The sequence below is a fragment of the Sphingomonas sp. AOB5 genome (assembly GCF_029433115.1).
GTDB lineage: Bacteria > Pseudomonadota > Alphaproteobacteria > Sphingomonadales > Sphingomonadaceae > Sphingomonas.
The window spans coordinates 1-25,477 of sequence record NZ_JARNTV010000049.1 but is presented as its reverse complement, the minus strand read 5'-3'; the positions used below and the strand labels follow the sequence as shown (position 1 = coordinate 25,477).

Sequence of the window (25,477 nt, the reverse complement as noted above, 5' to 3'; positions counted from 1 at the left end):
GGACACTCGGCGTCGGTGTCGGGGCTGGCGCAGGCGCGGGTTGCGTGCCCGACCCAGGCAGGCTGAACCGCTCGGTCCCCGGCAGGGTGATGATTGCGGGCGCGCGCGTAGGCGATGGCGCGGGCGTGGGTGCCGGGGTTTCCTGCGCATAGGCGTACGGCGTGAGCGCCATACAGGCGGCCCCCGTCAGTCCCCCGATCCAGTGTCTCCCTGACTTCACGATTACAGACGTAGGCAGCCCAACATGAACAATAGCTGCAAGCCGCGATCGGTTCGCCGCGCGCAGCTTCCCGTTCGCCGACAAGCCGGGTAGGAGGACCCGACGAGGGGACTTTCCAGACGTGAGCGGCGGACAGAGCGAACAGCGCAGCGGGTATATCCCGGCGATCGACGGGCTGCGCGCGATCGCGGTGGCATCGGTCGTGCTCTACCATTTGTGGCCCGCGGCGCTGCCGGGCGGGTTCACCGGAGTCGACATCTTCTTCGTGATCTCGGGCTTCGTGGTCACCGGATCGATGACTGGGCGGAGCTTCGCCAGCCTGAAGGAGCTGCTCGCCTTCTTCTATGCACGGCGGCTGGTGCGGATCATGCCTGCGCTGATCGCGATGCTGCTGGTGGCGATCCTCGCGACGCAATTGTTCGTGCCCGATGCGTGGCTCAGCCGCAGCGTGGCGCAGACCGGCGTCTCGGCCTTTGCCGGCCTGAGCAACATCGCACTGGCGCTGGATTCGGACACCTATTTCGGCCCGCAGGCGTCGTTCAATCCCTTCACCCACACATGGTCACTGGGCGTGGAGGAGCAATTCTACCTGCTGTTCCCGTTCCTGATCTGGGGGCATTTGCAGGGCAAGCGGGATGCCTTCCGGCTGGTCGCGTGGCTGAGCATAGCCAGCCTGATCCTGTGCGCCGTCCTGTCGCACATCCAGCCGCGTCTTGCCTTCTATCTGATGCCGACGCGCTTCTGGGAATTGGGGCTGGGCATGCTGCTGTGCCTGTCGCTGCCGCGCTGGCAGCCCTGGGTTGCGGCACGCGGATGGATCGCCCTGCCTGCGCTGGCCGCCATCGCCGCGGGCTTCGCCATTCCCTATACCAAGACCTTCCCCTTCCCGGTCGCGCTGCTGCCGGTACTGGGCACCGCGGCGCTGATCGCCTTGGTCTGCGCGCAGCCCGGATCGGTGACGGCGCGCCTGTTCGAGACGCGGCCGATGGTCGCAGCGGGCAAGCTCTCCTACTCGCTCTATCTGTGGCACTGGCCGGTGTTCGTGCTGTTCCGCTGGACCAGCGGGCTGGACACGCTGCCGCTGCAGCTTGCCACGCTGGCGCTGTCGATCGCACTCAGCATCGCCTCCTATTTGCTGGTCGAGCAGCCATTGCGCACCAGCCAGCGCCTGCTCGCCTTGCCCCGTCCGCGCGTGGTGAAGCGCATGCTGGGCGCGACGCTGATCGCGATGCTGGCGGGCACGGCGATGTTCGTGCTGCACGACCGGATCACGCTGAGCGTCACCGCCAACCGCGCGGACTGGTATGCCGAGAGCGGACGGCCGGTCCCGGCGGGCAAGTGCCGGGTGCGCGAGGAAGTCGCCGGCTTCCATGGCGGCAAGGTGACCAGCTGGATCCCGGAAGGCTGCACGACGACGCCCGCGGGCTTCACGCTGTTCGCGATCGGGGATTCGCATAACCTCGCCTATGCACCCAACTATGCGCGGCTGGCGGCGGAACAGGGCATCACGGTGCGCGCCTGGTTCAAGTCCGGCTGCCCCTTCCTGCGGTTGAACGACGCGATCCCGACCAGCGGCACCTGCAGCGACTATGAAGCCGCCCTGCTGACCGAGATCGGCGGCAAGGCGCGCAAGGGCGATGTCGTCTTCCTGCCCGGGCTGCGGATCATGCGGCTGATCAACCAGTTCGACGGGTCGGATACCTATCACCAGTTCCCGGCATCGGTGTCGCCAGAAACGATGGCGCAGGCGCGCAGGACGCTGGCGGCACTGGCGGCAAGCAAGGTGACCGCGATTTTCGAAGCGCCCAAGCCGGTACTCCCTTCCCCGCCCTTCCGCTGCTCCGACTGGTTCAACCGCAACAGCCCGATCTGCCGCGGCGGGCTGACCATGTCCCGCGCCGAGCTGGAGGCGCGCCGCGCACCGATCCTGCGGGCGATGGGCGAGCTGGGCACGCGCGTGTGGGATCCCTTCCCCCTGCTCTGCCCCGGCGCGACCTGCGAAGCGGTGTCGGGCGGGCGACCGCTGTTCTTCGACGGCGACCATCTGAGCGGTCATGGCAACGACCTGCTCTATCCCGCGATGCGCGACGCGATCCTCGCGGCGCACCGGCAGTAAAAGGCCCGCCCCTCGCAGGGAGGGACGGGCCGGGTTGGTGCCAAGGTTGGCGATCGTCGCGGGATCAGGCGTGGGCCGGAACCCCGTGCAGTTCCGCCGCGACATTGTGGTGCATCTCCCGGTCGCGGGTATCGATCGGCTCGAGACCCTCACCCTCGTTCCACAGGCCGACACGGAAGGTGGCCGAGGTGCGGCCCTCACTGCCATCGGCCATGGTGTAGCGGGCATCCGCCACCACCACCGGCGTGAACTTCTCGTCCAGTCCGTCCTTGCGCAGCGCCAGCGTGGCGTCGACGCGAGTGCCGCGGCCGGCCGGGATGGTGACCGGCGGAACCGAGCTTTCCGGACGGTCGAGCAGCATATTCTCCATCTCGCTCGCCTCGGTCTCCGAAAGGAGGAAGGTCGAGATGCGGACGTCCTTCGCATCGATGTCGCCCGCATTGGCCACGGTCAGCTCGATATCGACCAGCGCCTCGTCCAGGCTGGTACCGGCGCGAACCGGACGCATGCCGAATTCGAGCCACGGACGCTTGGCGACCGGCGCCGCGGCGGTGAGACCCGCCAGATCGTCGGCATCGGCGCGAACGATCTCGGCATCCTCGATCGTCTCCGGCAGCTCGGCTGCCAGCGGGATCGCCGCGGGGATGGACTCGGCCAGGCCGATTTCCTCGCGATACTCCTCACGCGCCTCACGCGCCGCGATAAGTTCCGGATCGCCCGCAGTCTCCGAAGCGACATAGGGCTCGTAATAGACTTCCTCTTCTTCCTCGCGACGGCGGCGCATGAACAGGAAGGCAAGCGCGGCCAGCACGATCAGCGCACCACCGGCGATCCAGGGCCACAGGGCCGTCTGGGTCGTGGCGGCTTCACTCGTCTGGGTCGTGGTCTCCGTGGTTTCGGCGACCGGAGCCACAGTCTCGGGCGGCGGTGCAATGGCCTCGACCGGGGGCGTGGTTTCAACCGGAGTTGCCGGCGGAGCAGCGGCTTCGGGCGCCGGAGCGGCCGGAGCAGTCGTCCTCGTGGTCTGGCGCGTCACCGTGGGGCGCGGCTGGGTGCGGGTCTGGGTCCTCGTGGTCGTGCTGGTGGTCCGCGCACGCGGCTCGGCCGTTGCCGGTTCGGGGGTGGCCGGAACCGTCTGGACCTGCGGCGTTGCAGGATCGAACTGGATCACCCGCGCAGGTGCAGCGGGAGCCGGAGCCGGGGTTGCCGGCGTCGTGCTCACCACCGGCGGCGGGGTGACGGTCTGGGTTGGCGCGTCCTGAGCGAACGCGGGGGTTGCAAGGAGCGCGGCACCGATAAACAGCGCGGCGCGGGGGCTAAGCGTTACAGGTTTCTTCTTCATGACGCAGGTTAAATGAATGGAACCCGTATCAGGCTCCGAACCATCGCGATGAATCGAGATTAATTGACGACGAGACGATATTTTCGTTGCGCAAAGGTCACAATGGAACCGATCATTGTTTCGAGTGTTCAATGAACCTCGCGCGCGAGCATTATAACTGTGCTTGCAAATTCGGATCGTACCCGAAATATTCTAGGGATACTCTCCACTTTATTTTACCTAGACCCCATTCGCTCATTGTCGCGAACAGGCGCTCTGCAGCCGTTTGACAGTTTCCAACACGCTACCTATATGCGCACCCACACCACAGCTCCGGGAAATGACGCGCCGTCGCGCAGCGTGTCGATCGTATTGGGGTTGGGGTTTCTGTAAGGACGCTGGAGCTGCCGAATTCCGCAAGGAAGTCGAGCGGCTTTTTCGCGTCCTTTCGCACGTCCCGGCCCCGGACAGGGGCACCGAAATACACGGCTGACGAGGCAAAAAAGACCCATGGCAACCAAGGCGATTGAAGGCGGCACGATGAAGCGCCGCATCCGCAAGGTCTTCGGCGACATCCACGAAGTGGTGCAGATGCCGAACCTGATCGAGGTTCAGCGCGAATCCTACGAACAGTTCCTCCGCAGCGATCCTTCGATCGGCTATGTGTCGGGCCTGGAAAAAACCCTGCGCTCGGTCTTCCCGATCCGCGATTTCGCCGGCACCGCCGAGCTCGACTTCGTGACCTACGAACTCGAACAGCCCAAGTTCGACGTCGAGGAATGCCGTCAGCGCGGCATCACCTATGCGGCGCCGATGCGCGTTACCCTTCGCCTGATCGTGTTCGAGGTGGATCCGGATACGGAAGCCCGCTCGGTGCTCGATATCAAGGAGCAGGACGTCTATATGGGCGACATGCCCCTGATGACGGGCAACGGCACCTTCTTCATCAACGGCACCGAACGCGTCATCGTGTCGCAGATGCACCGCTCGCCGGGCGTGCTGTTCGATCATGACCGCGGCAAGACCCATGCCTCGGGCAAGTATCTCTTCGCTGCGCGCGTGATCCCGTATCGCGGCTCGTGGCTGGACTTCGAGTTCGACGCCAAGGACATCGTCAACGTCCGTATCGACCGCAAGCGCAAGCTGCCGGTGACGACGCTGCTGTATGCGCTGGGCCTGAACTCGGAAGAGATCCTCAACTATTTCTACAACCGCGTGACCTATGTCCGCGGCCCGAACGGCTGGCAGATCCCGTTCGACCCCGCCAACTGGCGCGGTGCGAAGCCGATGTTCGACATCGTCGACGCCAAGTCGGGCGAAGTGATCTTCGCCGCCGGCACCAAGATCAGCCCGCGCGCCGCCAACAAGGCGCAGAAGGACGGTCTCGAGACGCTGCTGATCCCGACCGAGGAAATCTTCAACCGCTACTCGGCCTATGACCTGATCAACGAGTCGACGGGCGAGATCTATATCGAAGCCGGCGACGAAGTTTCGGCCGAGAATCTCGAAAAGCTCGACAAGGCCGGCATCGACCGGATCGAGCTGCTCGACATCGATCACATCTCGACCGGTCCGTGGATCCGCAACACCCTCGCTGCCGACAAGGCCGAGGAGCGCGAGCAGGCACTGAGCGACATCTATCGCGTCATGCGCCCCGGCGAACCGCCGACGCTGGAAACCGCTGAATCGCTGTTCGGCGGCCTGTTCTTCGATCCGGAGCGCTATGACCTGTCGGCCGTGGGCCGCGTGAAGCTGAACATGCGCCTCGAACTCGACGCGCCGGACACGATGACCACGCTGCGCGCGGAGGACATCCTGGCCGTCGTGAAGACGCTGGTCGACCTGAAGGACGGCAAGGGCGACGTCGACGATATCGACAATCTCGGCAACCGCCGCGTCCGCTCGGTGGGCGAGCTGCTGGAGAACCAGTACCGCGTCGGCCTGCTCCGCATGGAGCGCGCCGTGAAGGAGCGCATGAGCTCGGTCGACGTCTCGACCGTCATGCCGAACGACCTGATCAACGCGAAGCCGGCGGTTGCCGCGGTTCGCGAGTTCTTCGGTTCGTCGCAGCTCTCGCAGTTCATGGATCAGACCAACCCGCTGTCGGAAGTCACCCACAAGCGTCGCGTCTCGGCCCTTGGACCGGGCGGTCTGACGCGTGAGCGCGCAGGCTTCGAAGTCCGCGACGTTCACCCGACCCACTATGGCCGCATCTGCCCGATCGAAACGCCGGAAGGCCCGAACATCGGTCTGATCAACTCGCTGGCCACCTTCAGCCGCGTCAACAAGTATGGCTTCATCGAGACGCCGTACCGCAAGGTCGTGGATCACAAGGTCACCAACGACGTCGTCTATCTGTCGGCGATGGAAGAGGCCAAGCACACCATCGCGCAGGCGAACGCCGACCTCGATGGCTCGAAGGGCTTCACCGAAGATCTGGTTTCGTCGCGTCAGGCAGGCGAATTCCTGATGGCGATCCCCGACAACATCACGCTGATGGACGTCAGCCCGAAGCAGCTGGTTTCGGTCGCGGCCTCGCTGATCCCGTTCCTGGAGAACGACGACGCGAACCGCGCACTGATGGGCTCGAACATGCAGCGTCAGGCCGTGCCGCTGGTGAAGGCGGAAGCGCCCTTCGTCGGCACCGGCATGGAAGAGACCGTTGCGCGTGACTCGGGTGCGGCCATCGCCGCACGCCGTTCGGGCGTGATCGATCAGGTCGATGCCGCCCGCATCGTCATCCGCGCGACCGGCGACGTGTCGGCGGAAGAAAGCGGCGTGGACATCTACACGCTGATGAAGTTCCAGCGTTCGAACCAGTCGACCTGCATCAACCAGCGCCCGCTGGTGAAGGTCGGCGAGATCGTCAACGCCGGCGACATCATCGCCGACGGCCCGTCGACCGAGTTCGGCGAGCTGGCGCTGGGCCGTAACGCGCTCGTCGCGTTCATGCCCTGGAACGGCTACAACTATGAGGATTCAATCCTCATCAGCGAGCGGATCGTGAAGGACGACGTGTTCACGTCGATCCATATCGACGAGTTCGAAGTGATGGCCCGCGACACCAAGCTGGGGCCGGAGGACATCACGCGCGACATCCCGAACGTCGGCGAGGAAGCACTGCGCAACCTCGACGAGGCGGGCATCGTCTATATCGGCGCCGAAGTGGAGCCGGGCGACATCCTGGTCGGCAAGATCACCCCCAAGGGTGAATCGCCGATGACCCCGGAAGAGAAGCTGCTTCGCGCGATCTTCGGCGAAAAGGCTTCGGACGTCCGCGATACCTCACTCCGTCTGCCCCCGGGCGTGTCGGGCACGATCGTCGACGTTCGCGTCTTCAATCGTCACGGCATCGACAAGGACGAGCGCGCGATGGCGATCGAGCGCGAAGAGATCGAGCGCCTGAAGAAGGACTCGGACGACGAGCGCAACATCCTGAACCGTGCGACCTGGTCGCGCCTTCGCGAGATGCTGATCGGCCAGACCGCCACTGCGACCCCCAAGGGTCTCAAGAAGGGCGCCGAAATCGATCAGGATCTGCTCGACAGCGTCGATCGTCACGAATGGTGGAAGTTCGCCGTCGCCGACGACAAGGTGCAGGGCGACCTGGAAGCCGTGCGTGCGCAGTATGACGAAGCCGTCAAGCGCATCACGGACAAGTTCCACGATCGCCGCGAGAAGCTGGAGCGTGGCGACGAGCTGCCGCCGGGCGTGCTCAAGATGGTCAAGGTCTTCGTCGCGGTGAAGCGCAAGCTGCAGCCGGGCGACAAGATGGCCGGCCGTCACGGCAACAAGGGCGTCATCTCGCGCATCCTGCCGGCGGAGGACATGCCGTTCCTCGCCGACGGGACCCCGGTCGATCTCGTGCTGAACCCGCTGGGCGTGCCTTCGCGCATGAACGTCGGTCAGATCTTCGAGACCCATCTGGGCTGGGCCGCGCGCAACCTCGGCATGCAGGTTTCGGCAGCGCTCGAGGATTGGCGCGAAGCCAATCCGGACGCGGTTGCCGGTACCATGCCGGAGGTCGTCCGCGATCGCCTGAAGGAGATCTATGGCGATCACTACGCCGCCGAGATCGACGCACGCGATGCCAGCCAGATCATCGAACTGGCGAACAACACGAAGACCGGTATCCCGATGGGTACCCCGGTGTTCGACGGCGCGCGCGAAGCCGACGTGTCCGACATGCTGACGCTGGCAGGCCTCGATACGTCGGGCCAGTCGACGCTGTATGACGGCCGCACCGGCGATGCGTTCGATCGCAAGGTGACCGTGGGCATCATCTACATGCTGAAGCTCCACCACCTCGTGGACGACAAGATCCACGCGCGTTCGATCGGGCCTTACTCGCTCGTCACCCAGCAGCCGCTGGGCGGCAAGGCGCAGTTCGGCGGACAGCGCTTCGGTGAAATGGAAGTGTGGGCGCTCCAGGCCTATGGCGCGGCGTATACGCTCCAGGAAATGCTGACGGTGAAGTCGGACGACGTGGTCGGCCGCACCAAGGTCTACGAAGCGATCGTCAAGGGCGACGACACCTTCGAGGCCGGCATTCCGGAGAGCTTCAACGTGCTCGTCAAGGAAATGCGCTCGCTGGGCCTCAACGTCGAACTCAAGGCCAACGAGCCCGAGGTCGATGCCGACGGCATCACGGCCGAGGCAGCGGAATAAGGGACCCGGGGCGCTGCCTTCGGGCGGCGCCCTCCCCTACCCTTCGCCTGAGATTTTACCCTCCTGAGGGAAAAAGAAATGAACGAACTGACCAACTTCGCGAACCCGGTGGCAAAGCCGGAGACCTTCGACCAGATCCAGATCGGTATCGCTTCGCCGGACCGCATCCGTTCGTGGTCGTTCGGCGAGATCAAGAAGCCGGAAACCATCAACTATCGCACGTTCAAGCCCGAGCGTGACGGCCTGTTCTGCGCGCGCATCTTCGGTCCGATCAAGGATTACGAGTGCCTGTGCGGCAAGTACAAGCGCATGAAGTACAAGGGCATCGTCTGCGAAAAGTGCGGCGTCGAAGTCACCGTCTCGAAGGTCCGCCGTGAGCGCATGGGCCATATCGAGCTGGCCGCCCCGGTCGCGCACATCTGGTTCCTGAAGTCCCTGCCGTCGCGCATCGGCCTGCTGCTCGACATGCAGCTCAAGCAGCTTGAGCGCGTGCTGTACTTCGAGAGCTACATCGTCACCGAGCCGGGCCTGACCCCGCTCGAGAAGTTCCAGCTCCTCACCGAGGACGAACTGCTCGACGCGCAGGACCAGTATGGCGAAGACGCCTTCTCGGCCGGCATCGGCGCTGAAGCCGTCAAGGTCATGCTGATGGACCTCGACCTCGAGGGCGAGCGCAAGGAGCTGCTCGACGAGCTGGCAGTCACCAAGTCGGAACTGAAGCCCAAGAAGATCATCAAGCGCCTGAAGGTCGTCGAATCGTTCATCGATTCGGGCAACCGTCCGGAGTGGATGATCCTCGACGTGATCCCGGTCATCCCGCCCGAGCTGCGCCCGCTGGTGCCGCTGGACGGCGGCCGCTTCGCGACTTCGGATCTCAACGATCTGTATCGCCGCGTGATCAACCGCAACAACCGCCTGAAGCGCCTGATGGAGCTGCGCGCGCCGGACATCATCGTCCGCAACGAAAAGCGCATGCTGCAGGAAGCCGTCGACGCCCTGTTCGATAACGGCCGCCGCGGCCGTACGATCACCGGCGCCAACAAGCGTCCGCTGAAGTCGCTGTCCGACATGCTCAAGGGCAAGCAGGGCCGCTTCCGTCAGAACCTGCTCGGCAAGCGCGTCGATTATTCGGGCCGCTCGGTCATCGTGACCGGTCCGGAGCTGAAGCTGCACCAGTGCGGCCTGCCGAAGAAGATGGCGCTCGAGCTGTTCAAGCCGTTCATCTACGCCCGTCTGGACGCCAAGGGTCTCTCGATGACCCTGAAGCAGGCCAAGAAGTGGGTCGAGAAGGAGCGCAAGGAAGTCTGGGACATCCTCGACGAAGTCATTCGCGAGCACCCGGTCATGCTGAACCGCGCGCCGACGCTTCACCGTCTGGGCATCCAGGCGTTCGAGCCGGTGCTGATCGAAGGCAAGGCGATCCAGCTTCACCCGCTGGTCTGCTCGGCATTCAACGCCGACTTCGACGGCGACCAGATGGCCGTGCACGTCCCGCTGAGCCTCGAGGCCCAGCTGGAAGCGCGCGTCCTGATGATGTCGACCAACAACATCCTGTCCCCCGCGAACGGCAAGCCGATCATCGTGCCGTCGCAGGACATGGTGCTGGGTCTCTATTACCTGTCGATGCTGAAGGAAGGCGAGCCGGGCGAAGGCATGCTGATCGGTGATATGGCCGAAGTGCACCAGGCGCTCGACGCCGGTGTGGTGACGCTGCACACCAAGATCATCAGCCGCGTTCCGCAGACCGACGAGGAAGGCAAGCCCTACCTCAAGCGGTACGAGACCACCCCGGGCCGCATGCTGCTGGGCGAGACCCTGCCCAAGTCGCACCGCGTGCCGTTCGAGACCGTCAACCGCCTCCTCACCAAGAAGGACGTGGGCGACGTGATCGACGAGGTCTATCGTCACACCGGCCAGAAGGAGACCGTGCTGTTCGCCGACGCGATCATGGCACTGGGCTTCCGTCACGCGTTCAAGGCGGGCATCTCGTTCGGCAAGGACGACATGATCATCCCGGACTCGAAGGACGCGATGGTCGATGAGACGCGCGCGCTCGTGAAGGATTACGAGCAGCAGTATCAGGACGGCCTGATCACCCAGCAGGAGAAGTACAACAAGGTGATCGACGCCTGGAGCCGTTGCGGCGACCAGGTGGCGAGCGCCATGATGGACGAGATCAAGGCGGTGAAGCGCTACGAGGACGGCCCGAACAAGGGCCGCGAGAAGCCGATCAACTCGATCTACATGATGGCCCATTCGGGTGCCCGCGGTTCGCAGGCGCAGATCAAGCAGCTGGCCGGCATGCGCGGCCTGATGGCCAAGCCGTCGGGCGAGATCATCGAAACGCCGATCATCTCGAACTTCAAGGAAGGCCTGACCGTCCTTGAATACTTCAACTCGACCCACGGCGCCCGCAAGGGTCTGGCCGACACCGCGCTCAAGACGGCGAACTCGGGTTACCTGACCCGCCGTCTGGTCGACGTGTCGCAGGACTGCGTGATCATGGAGAATGATTGCGGCACCGAACGTGCGCTGGAAATGCGCGCGATCGTGCAGGGTGGTTCGACCATCGCTTCGCTCGGCGAGCGCATTCTCGGTCGCACGACCGCGGAAGACGTGGTCGATGCGAAGACCGGCGAAGTCGTCATCGCTTCGGGCACCCTGCTCGACGAGCCGATGATCGCGCAGATCGAAGCCATCGGCATCCAGGGGATGAAGATCCGCTCGCCGCTGGTCTGCGAAGCGAAGATCGGCGTCTGCGGCAAGTGCTACGGTCGCGATCTGGCCCGCGGTACGCCGGTGAATATCGGCGAAGCCGTCGGCGTCATCGCGGCGCAGTCGATCGGTGAACCGGGCACGCAGCTGACCATGCGTACCTTCCACATCGGCGGTGCGGCACAGCTCAACGAACAGTCGAACCTTGAAGCCACTTCGGACGGCAAGGTCGAGTTCCGCGACGTGCGCATCATCGTCGATCAGCGTGGCCGCCGCGTGGTGACCTCGCGTTCGGCCGAGCTGGCGATCGTCGACATGGACGGCCGCGAGCTGGCGGTGCACCGCATCCCGTACGGCGCCTATGTGCTGTTCGACGATGGTCACATCGTCTCGCAGGGCGACCGCATGGCGGAATGGGATCCGTTCACCATGCCGGTGATCACCGAGAACCCGGGTATCGTGAAGTATGTCGAGCTGATCGAAGGCAAGACGATGACCGAACAGGCCGACGAGGCCACCGGCATCACCCAGCGCGTCGTCACGGAAAACCGTGGCGTCTCGGCCAAGAAGGAAGACCTTCGTCCGCGCCTCACCCTCACCGGTGAAAGCGCAGAGGAAGCCGGCCGCTACATGCTGGCGGCAGGCGCGGTTCTTTCGGTCGAGGACGGTGCGCAGGTCCAGGCCGGTGACGTGCTCGCCCGTGTTTCGCGTGAAAGCGCGAAGACCCGCGACATCACCGGCGGTCTGCCGCGCGTCGCCGAGCTGTTCGAAGCACGCAAGCCCAAGGAAAACGCGATCATCGCGAAGGTCTCGGGCCGCGTCGTGTTCGGCAAGGACTACAAGGCCAAGCGCAAGATCGGCATCCAGCCCGAGGACGGCGGCGAGGTCGTGGAGTATCTGGTTCCGAAGTCGAAGGTGATCGACGTTCAGGAAGGCGACTACGTGAAGCGTGGCGACAACCTGATCGGCGGTTCGCCCGATCCGCACGACATTCTCGAGGTGCTCGGCATCGAGCCGCTCGCGGAATATCTCGTGTCGGAAATCCAGGAAGTCTATCGACTGCAGGGCGTGAAGATCAACGACAAGCACATCGAGGTGATCGTTCGCCAGATGCTGCAGAAGGTCGAGATCATCGAGTCCGGCGACACCACCCTGCTGGTGGGCGAGCAGCTCGATCGTGACGAAATGGACGAGCAGAACGCCAAGCTCGCGCCGGGTCAAAGCCCTGCGCAGGGCAAGCCGATCCTGCTGGGCATCACCAAGGCGTCGCTGCAGACCCGCAGCTTCATCTCGGCGGCGTCGTTCCAGGAGACCACCCGCGTCCTCACCGAGGCGGCGGTCCAGGGCAAGCAGGACATGCTGAACGGCCTGAAGGAGAACGTGATCGTCGGTCGCCTGATCCCGGCGGGCACCGGTGCGGGCATGAACCGCCTGCGCGTGGCTGCTTCGTCGCGTGACGCCGCACTTCGCGTGCAGCAGCGGGCGCTTGCCGCTTCGCTGATCGCGCCGAATTCGGCTGCAGAAGAGCATGCCGCCGAACTGGCCCGCTCGGCACGTGACGCCGGCGGCACCGGCGAGGACGCGCTGGCCGCTGTCGTCGCATCGGGCCATGGCACCGATGCGGACGCAGGCGACTATCTGAACGAAGCGGAGTGATCCGCTGAGTTCAGCGCGCGAGCGTTGAAGAACGAGAAGCCGCCGTCCGGGATGCCGGGCGGCGGTTTTCTTTTTGCCTCTGGCCGGTCTCCCGATGCTGAACGGGATTTGGCGCAGGCTGAAAGCCCGGTACAAACGCCGATGATGGACGCGGAACTCAAACGGGCCAGCTTCTGGATCGCTGCCTTTGCGGGGATCGTATCGGTGGCAAGCATCCTGTTCGATGCCGTGCGCCCCATCGTCTTCCCGGTCACGATCCTGGCCGGCGGAACGGCCGTGCTGCTATTCGTGAGAATGCTCTTCAGCCGAACCTATCGGCAGGGCGTCTATGCCGTAAATCGAGAGGCGCAGGGCAATGATCCTTGGCCAGGGCGCGCGAGGAAGTTTCGCGATCCGGAGTGGGGGCTGTTCGGTAGCCGGGCCGGGTCTCCCGCCCTGCTTTGGCTTCGCGCCGTATTCATTCTCGGGCCCCTCCCCATAGGGCTGCTGCAAAACTGGCTCGATCCGGAGGTCCTCTGGCTATGGATTGCCGGTGCGTTCGTAGCGATGGAACTCAGCGTGATGCACGCGGCGCTATCGAAGCCTCGATAAGGGACACTCGCATTAATGCGAATGGTTTGCATTAGCTCCGACCTCCTGTTAGCAGCCGCAGCAGGAGACAGATATGACCCGTCGCACCCGCTTCTCGTTGCCCCTTGTTGCTCTCGCGCTGCTCGCCCCGGGCGTGGCACTCGCTCAGGCTGGTCCGGCCAAGGACGAGGATGGTACCAAGGAGGACGAGATCGTCGTCACCGCGGCACGCACCATCCTGCCGCCCTCGGCGCTGCCGCTGACGATCGACGTGATCGACAAGAATGCGCTGGACCAGCAGATCAGCATGTCGGGGTCGGTCACCGATGCGGTCGCCAACCTCACCCCGTCCTTCTCCCCTACCCGCCAGAAGCTGTCGGGCGCGGGCGAGACGCTGCGCGGGCGTTCGCCGCTCTACGCGATCAACGGCATTCCCCAGTCGACCCCGCTGCGCGACGGCAGCCGTGACGGCTTCACCATCGACGGCTTCTTCGTCGATCGGGTCGAGCTGATCTACGGATCGAACGCGCTGCAGGGGATTGGCGGCACCGGCGGCATCGTCAATCAGGTGACGGTCGGCGCGCCGAAGCAGGAAGGCGTTTCGGGCCGCGTCTTGCTGCAGGGCAGCAGCAACGACAATTTCGCGGGCGACGCGCTGGGCTACAAGGCCGCGGGCCTCGTCCAGTATCGCGCGGGCCGCTTCGATGCGACGGTGGGTGCTGCGTACGAGAAGCGCGGCGCCTTCTACGACGCCGACGGGCGCCGCATCGGCATCAACCTGACCCAGGGTGAGAGCCAGGATTCGAGCACGCTCTCGATCTTCGGCCGCTTCGGCTATGCGGTGACGGAGACGATGCGGCTCGACCTGATCGCCAGCCGCTTCGAACTGAAGGGCGATGGCGATTATGTCGCGATCGCCGGCAACCGCACCACCGGCATTCCCACCAGCGCGGTGCGCGGCACCCCGCCGGGCGTGCCGGGTGCGAGCCGCACCGAGAGCCTGGCGCTGTCGCTGACCGATACCGATCTGGGCGGCGGCAACTTCGTCAGCCAGGTCTTCTTCAACCGCACGCACGACACGTTTGGCGGCGAGGTCAATCCGATCGCGACCTTCCAGGATCCGACCATCGCCCCGGTTGGCACGCTGTTCGACCAGTCAGAGAACCGTTCGCGCAAGATCGGTGGCAAGATCAGCTATGAGCGCGGCATTCCCGGCTTCGAGGATCTGACCGTGACGCTGGGCTTCGACGCGCTGCACGACAGCACCGAGCAACGCCTGATCGCAACCGACCGCGTGTGGGTGCCGCCCACCGATTTCCGCAGCTATGCGCCGTTCGCCCAGGCCAATCTGGCGCTGTTCGACAAGAAGCTGCGCATCGCGGGCGGCGTGCGCTACGAGAACGTCAAGATCACGGTGGACGATTACCACACGCTGGCCTCGACCACCTTCCGCAACAACAATCCGGCCACCTATGGCGGCGTCGCGGTGTCGGGCGGATCGCCGACCTTCTCCGACGTGCTGGTCAATGGCGGCATCATCCTGGAGCCGGTGCAGGGCATCCGCTTCTATGGCAGCTATGCCGAGGGCTATACCGTCCCCGATGTCGGCCGCATCACCCGCGCGGTGAGCGCGACCGGCGTGGATATCGACACCTATCTCGACATCGCCCCGATCGTTTCGAACAATCGCGAGATCGGTGCCGAAGTGAAGCGCGGGCCGCTGGACGCCAGCGTCACCTATTTCTGGTCGTCGAGCGACAAGGGTCAGCTGCTGATCGCCAATTCGGGCGGCATCTTCGACGTCCAGCGCCAGCGGGTCGAGATCGAGGGCCTCGAGGTCAATCTGGGCGTGCGCACGCCGATCGAGGGCCTGCGGTTCAACATCGGCTATGCCCATCTCAAGGGCCGCTACGACAGCGACAGCGCCAGCCCGGACGGCGTGGTGGATACCGATCTGGACGGCACCAACATCTCGCCCGATCGCCTGAACCTGTCCGCCAGCTTCGCGCGCGGGCGCTTCTCGGGGCTGGTCCAGACGCAATATTTCCTGTCGCGGACCTTCCACGGCAAGGCCAACCCGGATCAGCGCAACAATTTCGGCGGCTATGCGATTACCGACGCGACCGTGCGCTACGACACCGGCTTCGGCAATCTGACGCTCAGCGCGACGAACCTCTTCGACAAGCAATATATCGATTACAGCTCGGACACGCGGCTGCCGACCGACAATTTCGCCTTCTTCGCGGGGCGCGGGCGGACGCTGACCCTGGGCTGGGACTATCGCTTCTAACCGGATGAAGACGCTCGACCTTCTTCACCGCTGGGCCGGCGGGCTGATCGGACTCGTCCTGTTCGTGATGGGGCTGACCGGCGCGATCCTGGTGCACAAAAATGCCTGGGTGATGCTGCCGCATGGCGACGATGCGCTGGTGCGCGACGCCGGCATGCTGGCGACGGCGACCGACAGGCTGCTGGACGGCGCGAACGGCAAGGCCAGCGGCATCGTCTATGCCAATCCCGATTTCGGGCTGCACCAGCTCCGCATCGGGCGCGAAGCGGGCGCCTATGCCGATCAGGCGGGCAATATCGTCACCAGCTGGCAGAGCCAGTGGCAGCGGCCCGAGCTGTGGATCTTCGATCTCCACCATCACCTCTTCACCGGCGATTTCGGCGAGACGATTATCGGCATTGCGGGGCTGTGCGCGATCTTCTTCATCGTGTCCGGCGTGATCCTGTGGTGGCGCACACGGCGCACCTTCAAGTTCCGACTGTGGCCCGCGCGGATGAGCCGTCCGGCGATAGTGATGCACCATCGCGATCTGGGCGTGGTGATGGCGCCCTTGCTGTTCCTCGCCGCGCTGACCGGCACGATGATGATCTTCGATCCCGTCAAGGCGATCGTGATCGCGCCCTTCTCCTCGCCCGCCGAAGTGGACAAGGCGATGGCCGTGCCCAAGCTGAAGGGCGGGCCGCTCAATCCCGATCTCGACTGGCGTGCGCTGCTGGAGACCGCGGAGAAGCGCTTCCCCGGTGCCGAGTTCCGCATCCTCTCGCTGCCGCGAAAGGCTGGGGATCCCATCGCGCTGCGGATGCGCCAGCAGCAGGAATGGCTGCCCAATGGCCGTACGACCCTGTGGTTCGACGCGGCGACCGGCGAGCTTCTGGCAGCGCGCGACGCGCTGGCGATGCCGATGGGCGCGCATGTGTTCAACACCGCCTATCCGCTCCACGCCGCGAAGGTGGGCGGGCTGGCCTATCGGCTGGTGATGACGCTGACGGGTCTGGCGATGGCGCTGCTCGGCAGCCTCGCCGTGTGGAGCTTCTGGTTCAAGCGGCCGCGCATGAAGCCGCGCCGCACCTGAAAAGAAAGCCGCCGCTCGCGGGTGGGCGAGCGGCGGCTCCTTACGCATTGCCGGCCGGGGGGGGATGGCCGGCGGGTACTGGGGACGCAGCCCGGGGAGGGAAGCGTCCCATGGGATCGGGTTACGGCATCAGCACGGAATCGATGACGTGGATCACGCCGTTGGATTGGTTGACGTCGGCGATGGTGATCTTCGCCTTGCCGCCCTTGGCATCGACCACCCACCAGGCGCCGTCCGGCCCCTTGGTGACGGTCAGCTTCTCGCCCTGAACGGTGGTCAGCATCGCCTTGCCGCCATGCTTCTTCGCATTGTCGGCCAGCATCGCCGCGCTCATCTTGCCGGGCACGACATGGTAGGTGAGGATCTTGGTCAGCGTCGCCTTGTTCTCCGGCTTGACCAGCGTCTCGACCGTGCCGGCGGGCAGCTTGGCGAATGCCGCGTTGGTCGGCGCGAACACGGTGAAGGGCCCCGGGCCCGACAGGGTATCGACCAGCCCGGCAGCCTTCACCGCCGCCACCAGCGTGGTGTGATCCTTCGAATTGACCGCATTCTCGACGATGTTCTTCGTCGGATACATCGCGGCTCCGCCGACCATCGGATAATCCTGCATGGCGGCGGCGGCACCGCTGGCGAGCATCAGCGAACCGGCGGCAATCGCGAGTGTCTTGAAGTGGCGCTTCATGTTCTGGCTTCCTCTACTGGCAACCCCGGGGGGCGGGTTGCGAAGGAAGCTACGGGGCCGGGTGCGCTGCGGATGCAGCTCCCGTTCAGATTGTGGAGATTTTTCCGGCGGCGATCGGCGCGCTGCTGGGCGCGGCGTGCGGGGCGCCGTCGCGCAGCTCCATGGTGATCGCCAGCGTGGCGCCGTCATGGATCATCTTGCGATGCCCCTCGGCCACGGTCATCTTGCTCATGCCCTCAGCCGAGACGAGGCCCAGCGAGCGCGGCACGCCGTCTTCCGGGATCACCCACAGCTCGGGCGCCAGCTCGCTCGTCGGCATGGTGACCGCGCGGATGCGCAATTCGCCCGCAACAGGATCGTAATTGGCGGCGAGCAAGGTGGCGCCCTCCCCGCCCGCAAGCTGCGCGACCGCCATCTTGTCGGGCATGCGGACGATCTCGACCGGCTGGGGCAACGGACGGAACAGCAACACCGCCGCAAGCGACGCGGCCAGCGCGCCCGATCCGATCGCGCTCCAGCGCCAGATGCGCAGCGCACGGACATTACCGCCGGTGCCGAGCCTGCGCTCGATCGACGGCCACAGGTTCGAAGGGGCCACATCGCCGAAGCCGAGGCAAAGCGGTTCGAGCCGGTCGCGCCACGCATCGACCTCCGCCGCGAAACCGTCATCGGTCAGCATCAGCCGCAGCGCCTGCGCGCGTTCCTCGCCCTCGAGCACACCCAGCGCCAGCTCGCCGGCCAGCGTGTCGCGTTCCTCGGGGGTCATCGCCGCCTCAGCCATCGCCCAGGCAGACCTTGAGCTGCATCAGGCCGCGCCGGACCCAGCTCTTCATCGTGCCCAGCGGCACCTTCATCGCATCGGCCAGATGCGCATAGGTCAGCCCGTCGAAGAAGGCGGCGCGGATCGCCCTGCCCTGCTTCTCCTCCAGCCCGTCCAGGCATTCGAAGATGCGGGCGCGGTCCTGATCGGCGGCGATCAGTTCGGGCGCGGTGGCGCGATCGTCGGCGACTTCGGCAGCGAGTTCCTCGGGCACCAACACCGCGCCGCCGCTCGCCCGGCGCGCGTCGATCGCGGTGTTGCGGGCGATGGCGCAGAGCCAGGTGATCGGGCTCGCCCGTTCCGCATCGAAGCGGCCCGCCCGGTTCCACACCTTAAGATACACGTCCTGCAAGATATCCTCTGCGCCCTGCCTGTCCTGGCAGATACGGAGGCACACGCCGAAAAGTTTCGCGGAGGTGAGATCATAGACTTCGCGGAGCGCAGCACGATCGCCATCGGCAACCCGCGCCAGCGCCTGTGTGAGCCTTGCCCGCCCCGAATCCGCGCTCTTGCCCATTATGGGCAACCTAACCCTGCGGACGGGTGGATGGCAAAGAAAAGCCGCCGCCGGGCATTCCCGGCGACGGCTCGAAGCGTTTCAGCGGCTTGCGCGGCTTACTTCTTCTCTTCCTTGTCGTCCTTCTTCTCCCAGATCTTCATCTTCTTCGCGCGCGACACGAAGGTTGCGCGATCCGAAGGCGAAACCTGGGCGCGGCCGGACATCACGCCCATGCCGATGGCGCAGCGGACATAATAGGTCTCGTCCGGCTCCAGCTCCATGTTGAGCTTGTCGGTGGCTTCGCCGGTGGTCCAGTAGGTGTGCTTGCCGGGTTCGGCGACATGCACCCAGTATTTGCCCGAGCCGAGGCGCGCGATCTGCACTTCCTCGGTGCCTTCGCCTTCACGCACGGTGCAGCCCAGCGCCGCGCCGATGAAGGTACCCGGACGCCAGAAGACGATCTGCGCCTTGCCCGCGGGCGGCGCGCCGATCGTGCCGGACTTGGTGGTGATCGGCTCGAAGTCCGAAGCCGGTGCGGCAACGGCGGTGGTGGCGACGGCTTCCTGCGCCATTGCGGGCGCTGCGGCCGTCATCCCGGCCAGTGCGGCCAGGCTCACCAGTGCGATCTTCTTCATTGTCGTCTTCCCCTCAGTTTGAAGTCGTAGTCGCCGTGACGGCCGGCACAGCCGCAATTGGCTCGGGCACCGGCGCAGGCAGATCGGTGTCAGCGGAAATGATCGCATGGGCACGGGTGCCGGGAACGATGGTCTTCTCGCCGCCATTCATGACGAAGCCGGCCAGCGGGATCACCGATGTGACCGCAAAGGCTTCCTGCGTCCGGTCATCGCCGATGGCGGGTTCGCCCATGCGGAGCCGCCGCAAGGGAATGCGCACCCCCTGATGCTCGACATAGCGGACGGTGACGGTCAGCTCGCCTGCCTTGCCGCCCCAGCCGGCCTTGGCGGCGTGAACCACCTGTCCCTCGCCCATCGCACCGGCCGGCACGACGATGCGGCCGTCGATCACGATCGGCGTGATCAGGCGGATCGGGAACATCTCGTCGATCTTGCTGGTCTTCGAATTGAGCTCGGTGACGAATTCGAACCGGACCGACGTGTTCATCGGCAGGCGGATCGCCACCGGCGCAGCCGCGACCTGCGCAGCGAGACTTGGCGCAGCTTCAGCGGCGCTTGCCCCGGCAGTCTGGGCACAAGCCGGCGTGACATTGAGCGCACACAGCATAACCGCGCAGCTCAGCGCGTAGTAACTAGATTTCATGGGTCCCCACCCTCTCCGTTGCCAGTCTAGTCCAGCAAAAGCGGAGGAAGCAAGTTACTTTATACGCGTCATTTTTCTGTCACATCGCGACAGGCGGGGCAAAGCTGATCGAAGGTCCGGATCCCGGCCGCGCGGCCCCGCATGGCAGGCCGGGACCCGGTGCCCGGCGGCTTCAGGCGGGGTCGCCCGTCGCCAGCCAGTGCGCGCAGTCCGGTCCCAACTCCAGCAGCGCCCTTGCCTCATATTCCGCGATCTCGCGCACGCTCAGCACGTCGCGCCAGCGGCCGTTGATGCCCTTGTGGATGAAGGTCTCCGCGCCGCCTTCCCAGAAAGCGCCGGCTGCCGGAGCGACCCTGGCGGCGTTGGCCTTCATCCAGTCGAACCCGCAATATTCGACGATCGCCGGCCAGCGCGCCGGATCGACCTCGATCTCCAGAAAGTCCGCGATGCGGCGCATCTCGCCTGCCATGTCGCGCTTCAGCGCTTCGAAATGCACGAAATGGACGTTGGGCAAATGGCGGACCGCCCACCAGCTGCGGACATTTTCCCAGAAAGGCCAGAAGGGCCCGCCGCCGGTTTCGAGCCAGCCGCAGAAGTACGCGCGGATGTCAGGATCGGCCTGGGGGATTGGCGGGCCCACGCGGCCGGGCGTGTCGTTCAATACTTCGAACCACGCCGCGGTTGCGTTCAGATGATGATTGTGGAGGCTCCACAGCACATCGCGGCCGTCACGCCCGACATAGATATATTTGGCCTGCTCGCTGAACACGAGCGCGTCGACCGGCAAATGGGTCTTGAGGAAGCGCCGGTGAGTCTGCGCCGCCACCGCCCCCAGCTTCTCCGCCGCGGGAGGCACGCGCAGATCGAGCCAAGGGGACAGATCACCGATGCACAGTTCGGGATCGCCGCCGAACAGCATCTGACCGACAATCTGTTGCGCCCATGTGGTTCCGGACTTCGCATAAGTTGCGACAACGACATCGTCGCTCCGGAACGCGAAATCGTTCCAGATCGTCGAATCGAAATGATGATTGTGCATCTCGCGTATCTTGCGCGGATATTCCGCCCACGATCCAGCGAGCGCCGGAATCGTCGCCACTTTCTTTCTCGATTTTCACTTTGTCTTTGGAGCGACGCGCCGATAGGCACGCTATGGTTAAGGGTCAACAAAAAGTCGGTTCGGCAGCGTTCCTTTTTGCGCCCTATGGTATAGGGTGCGGCTATGGCTACCGAACTCTATGATTTGACCGTCCCGGTTTTCATCCGTGGCTTCAATGCGCTGTCGACCATCCTTGAGAAAGGTCGCGCGCATGCCGACGAGCACCGGATTCCGCACGAAAAGCTGCTCGGCGCGAAACTGCACGAGGATATGGCGCCGCTGACCTCGCAGATTCAGCGCGCGAGCGACGCGGCGAAGTTCACCGCGGTGCGCCTCGCCCAGATCGACAATGTGCCGATGGAGGATAACGAGACCAGCTTCGACGCGCTGCTGGATCGCATCGCACGCACCGTCGCCTTCCTTGAAAGCGTCGATCCCGCCGCGATCAACGGCCGCGAGGATGCCGATGTCGAGTTGAAGACCCCGAACAAGAGCTTCGCGTTCAAGGGCCGGGCCTATGCGCTCAATTTTGCGCTGCCCAATTTCTATTTCCACATCACCACCGCCTACGCGATCCTGCGCATGAAGGGTGTGCCGCTGGGCAAGATGGACTATCTGGGCGGGATCTGACCCATGGCCCGCATCGCAGTCATCGGCGCCGGCGCGATCGGCGGCACCCTCGCGGCTTGGCTGGCGCAGACGCATGAGGTGACCTTGTGCGCTCGATCGCCGCTGACCGACCTCGAAGTCGAGACGCCGTCCGGAACGATCCGCGCGACACCGATCATCCTCACCGATCCAGCGGCGGCCACGCCGGTCGACTGGGTGTTGTGCACCACCAAGACCTATGATTGCGCCGGCGCGGCGGTGTGGCTGACCGGGCTGATGGGACCGGAAACGCGGCTTGCGGTGATCCAGAACGGCGTCGAGCAGCGCGAGCGCTTCCCGATGGTCCCGCGCGACCGGATCGTGCCGGTGATCATCGACCTGCCCGCCGAGCGCACCGCACCCGGCCGGATCGTCCAGCGCCGCGACGGCACCATCACCGTGCCGGACGATGCCAATGGCGAAGCCTTCGCCGCGCTGTTCGCCGAAACCATCGTCGCTGCCGCGACCACGCCGGACTTCGTTACCGCGGCGTGGAAGAAGCTGGCGATCAATTGTTCGGGCATCGTCAGCGCGATCACCCTGCGTGCCGCCGAAGTCGCCAACGATCCGGAAGTGGCCGAGGTGATGCGCGGGCTGGTGCGCGAATGCATCGCGGTTGGCCGGGCCGAGGGCGCAACCCTGCCCGACAAGCTGGCGGATCAGGTGGTCGAATGGACCCGCCGTGCCCACCCGCAATCGGTCAATTCGCTCCACGCCGATTTCGCGGCCAAGCGCCAGACCGAAGTCGATGCGCGCAATCTGGTGATCGTGCGGCTGGGCGAGAAGCACGGCATCCCCGCGCCGCTCAACCGGGCGATGGCTGCACTGCTGATCGCAGGTGGTGAGCGCTAGATCTCGACGATCCGCGTCGCCAGCCGCTCGGCTTCGGCGCGGTCGTGGGTGACCATCAGAATCGGCAGCCTCACTTCGTCGCGCAGCCGCTCGATCACCCCCATGATCTCCTCGCGCCGCGCACGGTCGAGCGAGGACAGCGGCTCGTCGAGCAGCAGGAAGCGCGGGCTGGACAGCAAGGCCCGGCCGATGGCGACCCGCTTCGCCTCGCCGCCGGACAGGGTGCGCGGCCAGCGGTCGAGCAGGTGCGCGATGCCCAGAAACGCGATCGTCTCGTCCACGCCCAGCGACGCGCCTTCGTCGCGATGGCCGTAGCGCAGATTGGCGAACACCCGCAGATGCGGGAACAGCCGCGCCTCCTGAAAGACATAGCCCGCGCGCCGCTCATCGACCGGCACGTCGATGGCCCCGTCCCACAGCGTCTCGCCGCCGACGCGGATATGCCCCGCATCCGGCTTCACCAGCCCGGCGACCATGTTGAGCACCGTCGTCTTGCCCGCGCCGGAGGGGCCGAACAGCACGGTCAGCCCGTCCTCCGCTTCGATCCGGCAGCGTATCTCGGTCTCGCCGATGCGTTTGGTCAGGTCGAGATCAAAGGACATGCATGCCCCTTCCCGCCCGGCGCGCGATCAGTTCGGACGCCACCAGCGCTGCCAGCGACAGCAGCACCGAGATGACCGACAGGCGCAGCACCATCGCCTCGCCGCCGGGCACCTGAAGTGCTGCATAGATGGCGAGCGGCAGCGTCTCGGTCTCACCCGGTACATTGGAGACGAAGGTGATCGTCGCGCCGAACTCGCCCAGCGCGCGAGCGAAGCCGAGCACGGCACCCGCGAGGATGCCCGGCAGGCTGAGCGGCAGGGTGATCGTCAGGAAGGTCCGCCAGCGTGAGGCACCCAGCGTCCGCGCTGCCCCCTCCAGCCGCCGGTCGACGGCTTCGATGGACAGCCGCATCGCGCGGACCATCAGCGGCAGGGCCATCACCGCCGCGGCAATCGCGGCGCCCGTCCAGCGGAACAGCACGCTGACGCCGAACCAGCTTTCCAGCCAACCCCCGAACGGCCCCGCGGGCGCGAAGGCCAGCAGCAGCAGCCAGCCGGTCACCACCGGCGGTACGACGAGCGGCAGATGCACCAGCCCATCGAGCAATATCTTCCCCGGAAACCGGCCCCGCGCTAGCACCCATGCCAGCGCGAAAGCGAAGGGCAGGCTTGCCAGCACCGCCACCCCGCCGACCTGTAGCGAAAGTGACACGATCCCCCATTCGGCGGCGGTCAGCATGTCAGAGCGCGGAAAAGCCGAAGCGCGCGAAGATCGCCTTGCCTTCGCGCGAGATCAGGAAGCGGCGGAATCCCTCCGCGTCCGGACTGGTGGAAGCCTTTAGCCGTGCGATCGGGTAGCGGATCGGCGGATGGCTGTTCGCCGGGAAGATACCCGCGACACGCACCTTGCGCGATGCCCGCGCGTCGGTGGCGTAGACCACACCATATCGAGCCGCCCGGCGCTCGACGAACGCCAGTGCCGCGCGGACATTCTCGGCCCGCACCACCTTGGGCGCCAGTGCGGGCCACAGCCCCCACTGCACGAACGCGGCCTTGCCATAGCGACCGGCAGGCACCGAGTCCGGATCGGCCATCGCCAGCCGCCGGTCGCCCAGCATCCCGACAATGGGCGATCCGCGCCCGAGCAGCACGTTCCGGCGATCGCCGGCGATCGCCACCAGCACCAGCCGGTTGCCGAGAAAGTCCGCACGCGTGCCGGGGACGATCAGCCCGCGGCGTTGGACATCGTCCATCCATTCCTCGTCGGCCGAGACGAACAGGTCGGCCGGCGCGCCCGCCGCGATCTGCCGCGCCAGTGCCGAGGAGGCTGCGAACGAGATGACCGGCCGCGCATGCCCCTTGCCCGCCCAGGCGTCCGCAGCAGCGTTCATCGATTCCTGCAGGCTGGCCGCAGCCAGCACGAGCGGCGGCTTGCGCGACTGGGCAAAGGCTGCGGTACCGCCGAACAGCCCGGCCATCAGCGTCATCGAAAGGAAAGTGCGGCGTTCCATGCGCGGACCTTGGCCCGCGCCGCGCCTCAACGCAACGAGGCGCTCGATCCGGGACTCGGGCGCACCGCGTCGGTGCCGCCGCCGCTGCCGTTACCCGCTTGCCGCCAGCCCTCGAGATCGGCCATACGCCGCGTGTCCAGCGCCTTGCGGCACGGCGTCGGATCCGACACCGCCTCGCACCGGCCGCGCTGGGTTTCCCACAGTCGCTGGCCATCGGAGAGATAGGCGCGGTCGAACCCCTGGGCCTGAGTCAGCAACTCGCCGTAACGCGCTTCGATCGCCCGCTTGCCGGCCGCCACTTCCTGCTCGTCGCACGGCTCGCCGCCCGCGCACATCTCGCGCCCCGCATTGGCCGCCATGGCGCCGGGTTGTGCCCGTTGCAGCAGCGCCTCTTCGCTCAGGAACCCGGCCATGCCGTCGCTCGAACGGGTGACCCACACCCAGTTCTTGCCGTCCCGACTCTTGCGCACGCCGCGGCCGATCACCGAGTCATGCAGGCTCAGCCGGTTGATCACCGGAAAGCCCTCGCCCGGCCCCTTGCGCAGCGCGACCGTCAGCGCGCCGCCGGTGGGCAGCACCAGATAGTCGCGCGGCTCGACAAAGCTGGCCACCTCGGCATCGGGCGTCGCGGCGGTCGTGGCGTTGGAGACGTCCAGCGGCGGGATCGCAGCCGCGTCGGCGGACTGAACCACGCTGTCCAGCCCGGCGATCATCGGCCGCCAGTAATCCTGCGTCATCAGACCGACCCCGAGCAGCGCGACCAGCGCCGCAATGCCGCCCCATCCGCCACTGCGCGAGCGCGGTGGCGCGGCCATCCCCATCGGCGCCATTGGGCGCATCGGCCGCATGCTCATGCTCATCGCCGGTCCCTGATAGCGGACCTGCGGCGCGGCACCGGTCATCGGCGGGCGTGAAGGC

19 protein-coding genes are annotated in these 25,477 nt (G+C 65.7%); 8 read left to right on the top strand and 11 right to left on the bottom strand.

Features of this window, described 5'->3' with window-relative positions:
* The first annotated feature begins 341 nt into the window (after positions 1–341).
* Positions 342–2,336: an acyltransferase family protein gene (locus P1X14_RS16795; RefSeq protein WP_277316559.1), complete on the top strand. Its 1,995-nt coding sequence runs from the start codon at positions 342–344 to the stop codon at positions 2,334–2,336.
* A 64-nt stretch (positions 2,337–2,400) separates the two neighbouring features.
* On the opposite strand, the gene P1X14_RS16790 is transcribed toward P1X14_RS16795, so the two are convergent.
* Positions 2,401–3,678, bottom strand: coding sequence for a hypothetical protein (locus tag P1X14_RS16790; protein WP_277316558.1), 1,278 nt, complete (start codon positions 3,676–3,678; stop codon positions 2,401–2,403).
* Positions 3,679–4,167: 489 nt separating this feature from the next.
* Here P1X14_RS16790 and rpoB point away from each other — a divergent pair, with 489 nt between their 5' ends.
* The 5 genes from rpoB to P1X14_RS16765 all read left to right on the top strand — a co-directional run bounded on the left by rpoB (position 4,168) and on the right by P1X14_RS16765 (position 16,628).
* Positions 4,168–8,325, top strand: a complete 4,158-nt coding sequence (gene rpoB, locus P1X14_RS16785; RefSeq protein WP_277316557.1) for a DNA-directed RNA polymerase subunit beta — start codon at positions 4,168–4,170, stop codon at positions 8,323–8,325.
* 78 nt (positions 8,326–8,403) lie between these two features.
* Positions 8,404–12,696 carry a DNA-directed RNA polymerase subunit beta' gene (rpoC, locus tag P1X14_RS16780; protein WP_277316556.1) on the top strand — a complete coding sequence of 1,431 codons (4,293 nt, stop codon included), beginning with the start codon at positions 8,404–8,406 and terminating at the stop codon, positions 12,694–12,696.
* Positions 12,697–12,720: 24 nt separating this feature from the next.
* Complete coding sequence (locus tag P1X14_RS16775) at positions 12,721–13,287, top strand: hypothetical protein (protein WP_277316555.1); 567 nt, start codon at positions 12,721–12,723, stop codon at positions 13,285–13,287.
* A 73-nt stretch (positions 13,288–13,360) separates the two neighbouring features.
* The gene (locus P1X14_RS16770) at positions 13,361–15,556 is read left to right on the top strand and encodes a TonB-dependent receptor (protein ID WP_277316554.1); all 2,196 of its coding nucleotides are present in this window, start codon (positions 13,361–13,363) and stop codon (positions 15,554–15,556) included.
* Positions 15,557–15,560: 4 nt separating this feature from the next.
* Positions 15,561–16,628, top strand: coding sequence for a PepSY-associated TM helix domain-containing protein (locus P1X14_RS16765; protein ID WP_277316553.1), 1,068 nt, complete (start codon positions 15,561–15,563; stop codon positions 16,626–16,628).
* A 121-nt stretch (positions 16,629–16,749) separates the two neighbouring features.
* Here the strand turns inward: P1X14_RS16765 and P1X14_RS16760 are convergent, their stop codons facing one another.
* The 6 genes from P1X14_RS16760 to P1X14_RS16735 all read right to left on the bottom strand — a co-directional run bounded on the left by P1X14_RS16760 (position 16,750) and on the right by P1X14_RS16735 (position 21,006).
* The gene (locus P1X14_RS16760) at positions 16,750–17,310 is read right to left on the bottom strand and encodes a fasciclin domain-containing protein (protein WP_277316552.1); all 561 of its coding nucleotides are present in this window, start codon (positions 17,308–17,310) and stop codon (positions 16,750–16,752) included.
* Positions 17,311–17,395: 85 nt separating this feature from the next.
* On the bottom strand, positions 17,396–18,091 hold the full coding sequence (locus tag P1X14_RS16755; protein WP_277316551.1) for an anti-sigma factor: 696 nt from the start codon (positions 18,089–18,091) through the stop codon (positions 17,396–17,398).
* Positions 18,084–18,647 (bottom strand): sigma-70 family RNA polymerase sigma factor, encoded by a 564-nt coding sequence (locus P1X14_RS16750; RefSeq protein WP_277316550.1) that lies wholly within the window; start codon positions 18,645–18,647, stop codon positions 18,084–18,086. Before P1X14_RS16750 ends, P1X14_RS16755 begins: the two co-directional genes overlap by 8 nt.
* A gap of 98 nt (positions 18,648–18,745) precedes the next feature.
* Positions 18,746–19,264, bottom strand: coding sequence for a hypothetical protein (locus P1X14_RS16745; RefSeq protein WP_277316549.1), 519 nt, complete (start codon positions 19,262–19,264; stop codon positions 18,746–18,748).
* A 13-nt stretch (positions 19,265–19,277) separates the two neighbouring features.
* On the bottom strand, positions 19,278–19,907 hold the full coding sequence (locus P1X14_RS16740; RefSeq protein WP_277316548.1) for a hypothetical protein: 630 nt from the start codon (positions 19,905–19,907) through the stop codon (positions 19,278–19,280).
* Positions 19,908–20,079: 172 nt separating this feature from the next.
* On the bottom strand, positions 20,080–21,006 hold the full coding sequence (locus tag P1X14_RS16735) for a sulfotransferase domain-containing protein (protein WP_277316547.1): 927 nt from the start codon (positions 21,004–21,006) through the stop codon (positions 20,080–20,082).
* A gap of 123 nt (positions 21,007–21,129) precedes the next feature.
* Between P1X14_RS16735 and P1X14_RS16730 the strand changes: the two genes are divergently transcribed.
* Together P1X14_RS16730 and P1X14_RS16725 are read left to right on the top strand one after the other, a co-directional pair.
* Positions 21,130–21,636, top strand: coding sequence for a DUF1993 domain-containing protein (locus tag P1X14_RS16730; protein WP_277316546.1), 507 nt, complete (start codon positions 21,130–21,132; stop codon positions 21,634–21,636).
* A gap of 3 nt (positions 21,637–21,639) precedes the next feature.
* On the top strand, positions 21,640–22,506 hold the full coding sequence (locus tag P1X14_RS16725; RefSeq protein ID WP_277316545.1) for a 2-dehydropantoate 2-reductase: 867 nt from the start codon (positions 21,640–21,642) through the stop codon (positions 22,504–22,506).
* Here P1X14_RS16725 and P1X14_RS16720 read toward each other — a convergent pair.
* The 4 genes from P1X14_RS16720 to P1X14_RS16705 all read right to left on the bottom strand — a co-directional run.
* On the bottom strand, positions 22,503–23,108 hold the full coding sequence (locus P1X14_RS16720; protein ID WP_277316544.1) for an ATP-binding cassette domain-containing protein: 606 nt from the start codon (positions 23,106–23,108) through the stop codon (positions 22,503–22,505). The two genes, P1X14_RS16725 and P1X14_RS16720, sit on opposite strands and share 4 nt — an antisense overlap.
* Positions 23,098–23,787, bottom strand: coding sequence for a molybdate ABC transporter permease subunit (gene modB, locus P1X14_RS16715; RefSeq protein ID WP_277316543.1), 690 nt, complete (start codon positions 23,785–23,787; stop codon positions 23,098–23,100). The genes P1X14_RS16720 and modB overlap by 11 nt, the downstream gene beginning before the upstream one ends.
* Position 23,788: 1 nt before the next feature.
* Positions 23,789–24,535 (bottom strand): molybdate ABC transporter substrate-binding protein, encoded by a 747-nt coding sequence (gene modA / locus P1X14_RS16710; RefSeq protein ID WP_277316560.1) that lies wholly within the window; start codon positions 24,533–24,535, stop codon positions 23,789–23,791.
* Between the two features lie 50 nt (positions 24,536–24,585).
* Positions 24,586–25,477, bottom strand: an 892-nt coding sequence (locus P1X14_RS16705; protein WP_277316542.1) for a hypothetical protein, incomplete at its 5' end; no start/stop codon positions are given.

Bases quoted from the DNA above. Each gene is read 5' to 3' on its own strand.
- P1X14_RS16770 (WP_277316554.1), top strand. From the start codon at position 13,361: ATGACCCGTCGCACCCGCTTCTCGTTGCCCCTTGTTGCTCTCGCGCTG.
- P1X14_RS16720 (WP_277316544.1), bottom strand. From the start codon at position 23,108: ATGTCCTTTGATCTCGACCTGACCAAACGCATCGGCGAGACCGAGATA.
- rpoB (WP_277316557.1), top strand. From the start codon at position 4,168: ATGGCAACCAAGGCGATTGAAGGCGGCACGATGAAGCGCCGCATCCGC.
- P1X14_RS16725 (WP_277316545.1), top strand. From the start codon at position 21,640: ATGGCCCGCATCGCAGTCATCGGCGCCGGCGCGATCGGCGGCACCCTC.
- P1X14_RS16745 (WP_277316549.1), bottom strand. From the start codon at position 19,264: ATGAAGAAGATCGCACTGGTGAGCCTGGCCGCACTGGCCGGGATGACG.
- rpoC (WP_277316556.1), top strand. From the start codon at position 8,404: ATGAACGAACTGACCAACTTCGCGAACCCGGTGGCAAAGCCGGAGACC.
- P1X14_RS16765 (WP_277316553.1), top strand. From the start codon at position 15,561: ATGAAGACGCTCGACCTTCTTCACCGCTGGGCCGGCGGGCTGATCGGA.
- P1X14_RS16750 (WP_277316550.1), bottom strand. From the start codon at position 18,647: ATGGGCAAGAGCGCGGATTCGGGGCGGGCAAGGCTCACACAGGCGCTG.
- modB (WP_277316543.1), bottom strand. From the start codon at position 23,787: ATGCTGACCGCCGCCGAATGGGGGATCGTGTCACTTTCGCTACAGGTC.
- P1X14_RS16755 (WP_277316551.1), bottom strand. From the start codon at position 18,091: ATGGCTGAGGCGGCGATGACCCCCGAGGAACGCGACACGCTGGCCGGC.
- P1X14_RS16790 (WP_277316558.1), bottom strand. From the start codon at position 3,678: ATGAAGAAGAAACCTGTAACGCTTAGCCCCCGCGCCGCGCTGTTTATC.
- P1X14_RS16740 (WP_277316548.1), bottom strand. From the start codon at position 19,907: ATGAAATCTAGTTACTACGCGCTGAGCTGCGCGGTTATGCTGTGTGCG.
- P1X14_RS16730 (WP_277316546.1), top strand. From the start codon at position 21,130: ATGGCTACCGAACTCTATGATTTGACCGTCCCGGTTTTCATCCGTGGC.
- modA (WP_277316560.1), bottom strand. From the start codon at position 24,535: ATGACGCTGATGGCCGGGCTGTTCGGCGGTACCGCAGCCTTTGCCCAG.
- P1X14_RS16760 (WP_277316552.1), bottom strand. From the start codon at position 17,310: ATGAAGCGCCACTTCAAGACACTCGCGATTGCCGCCGGTTCGCTGATG.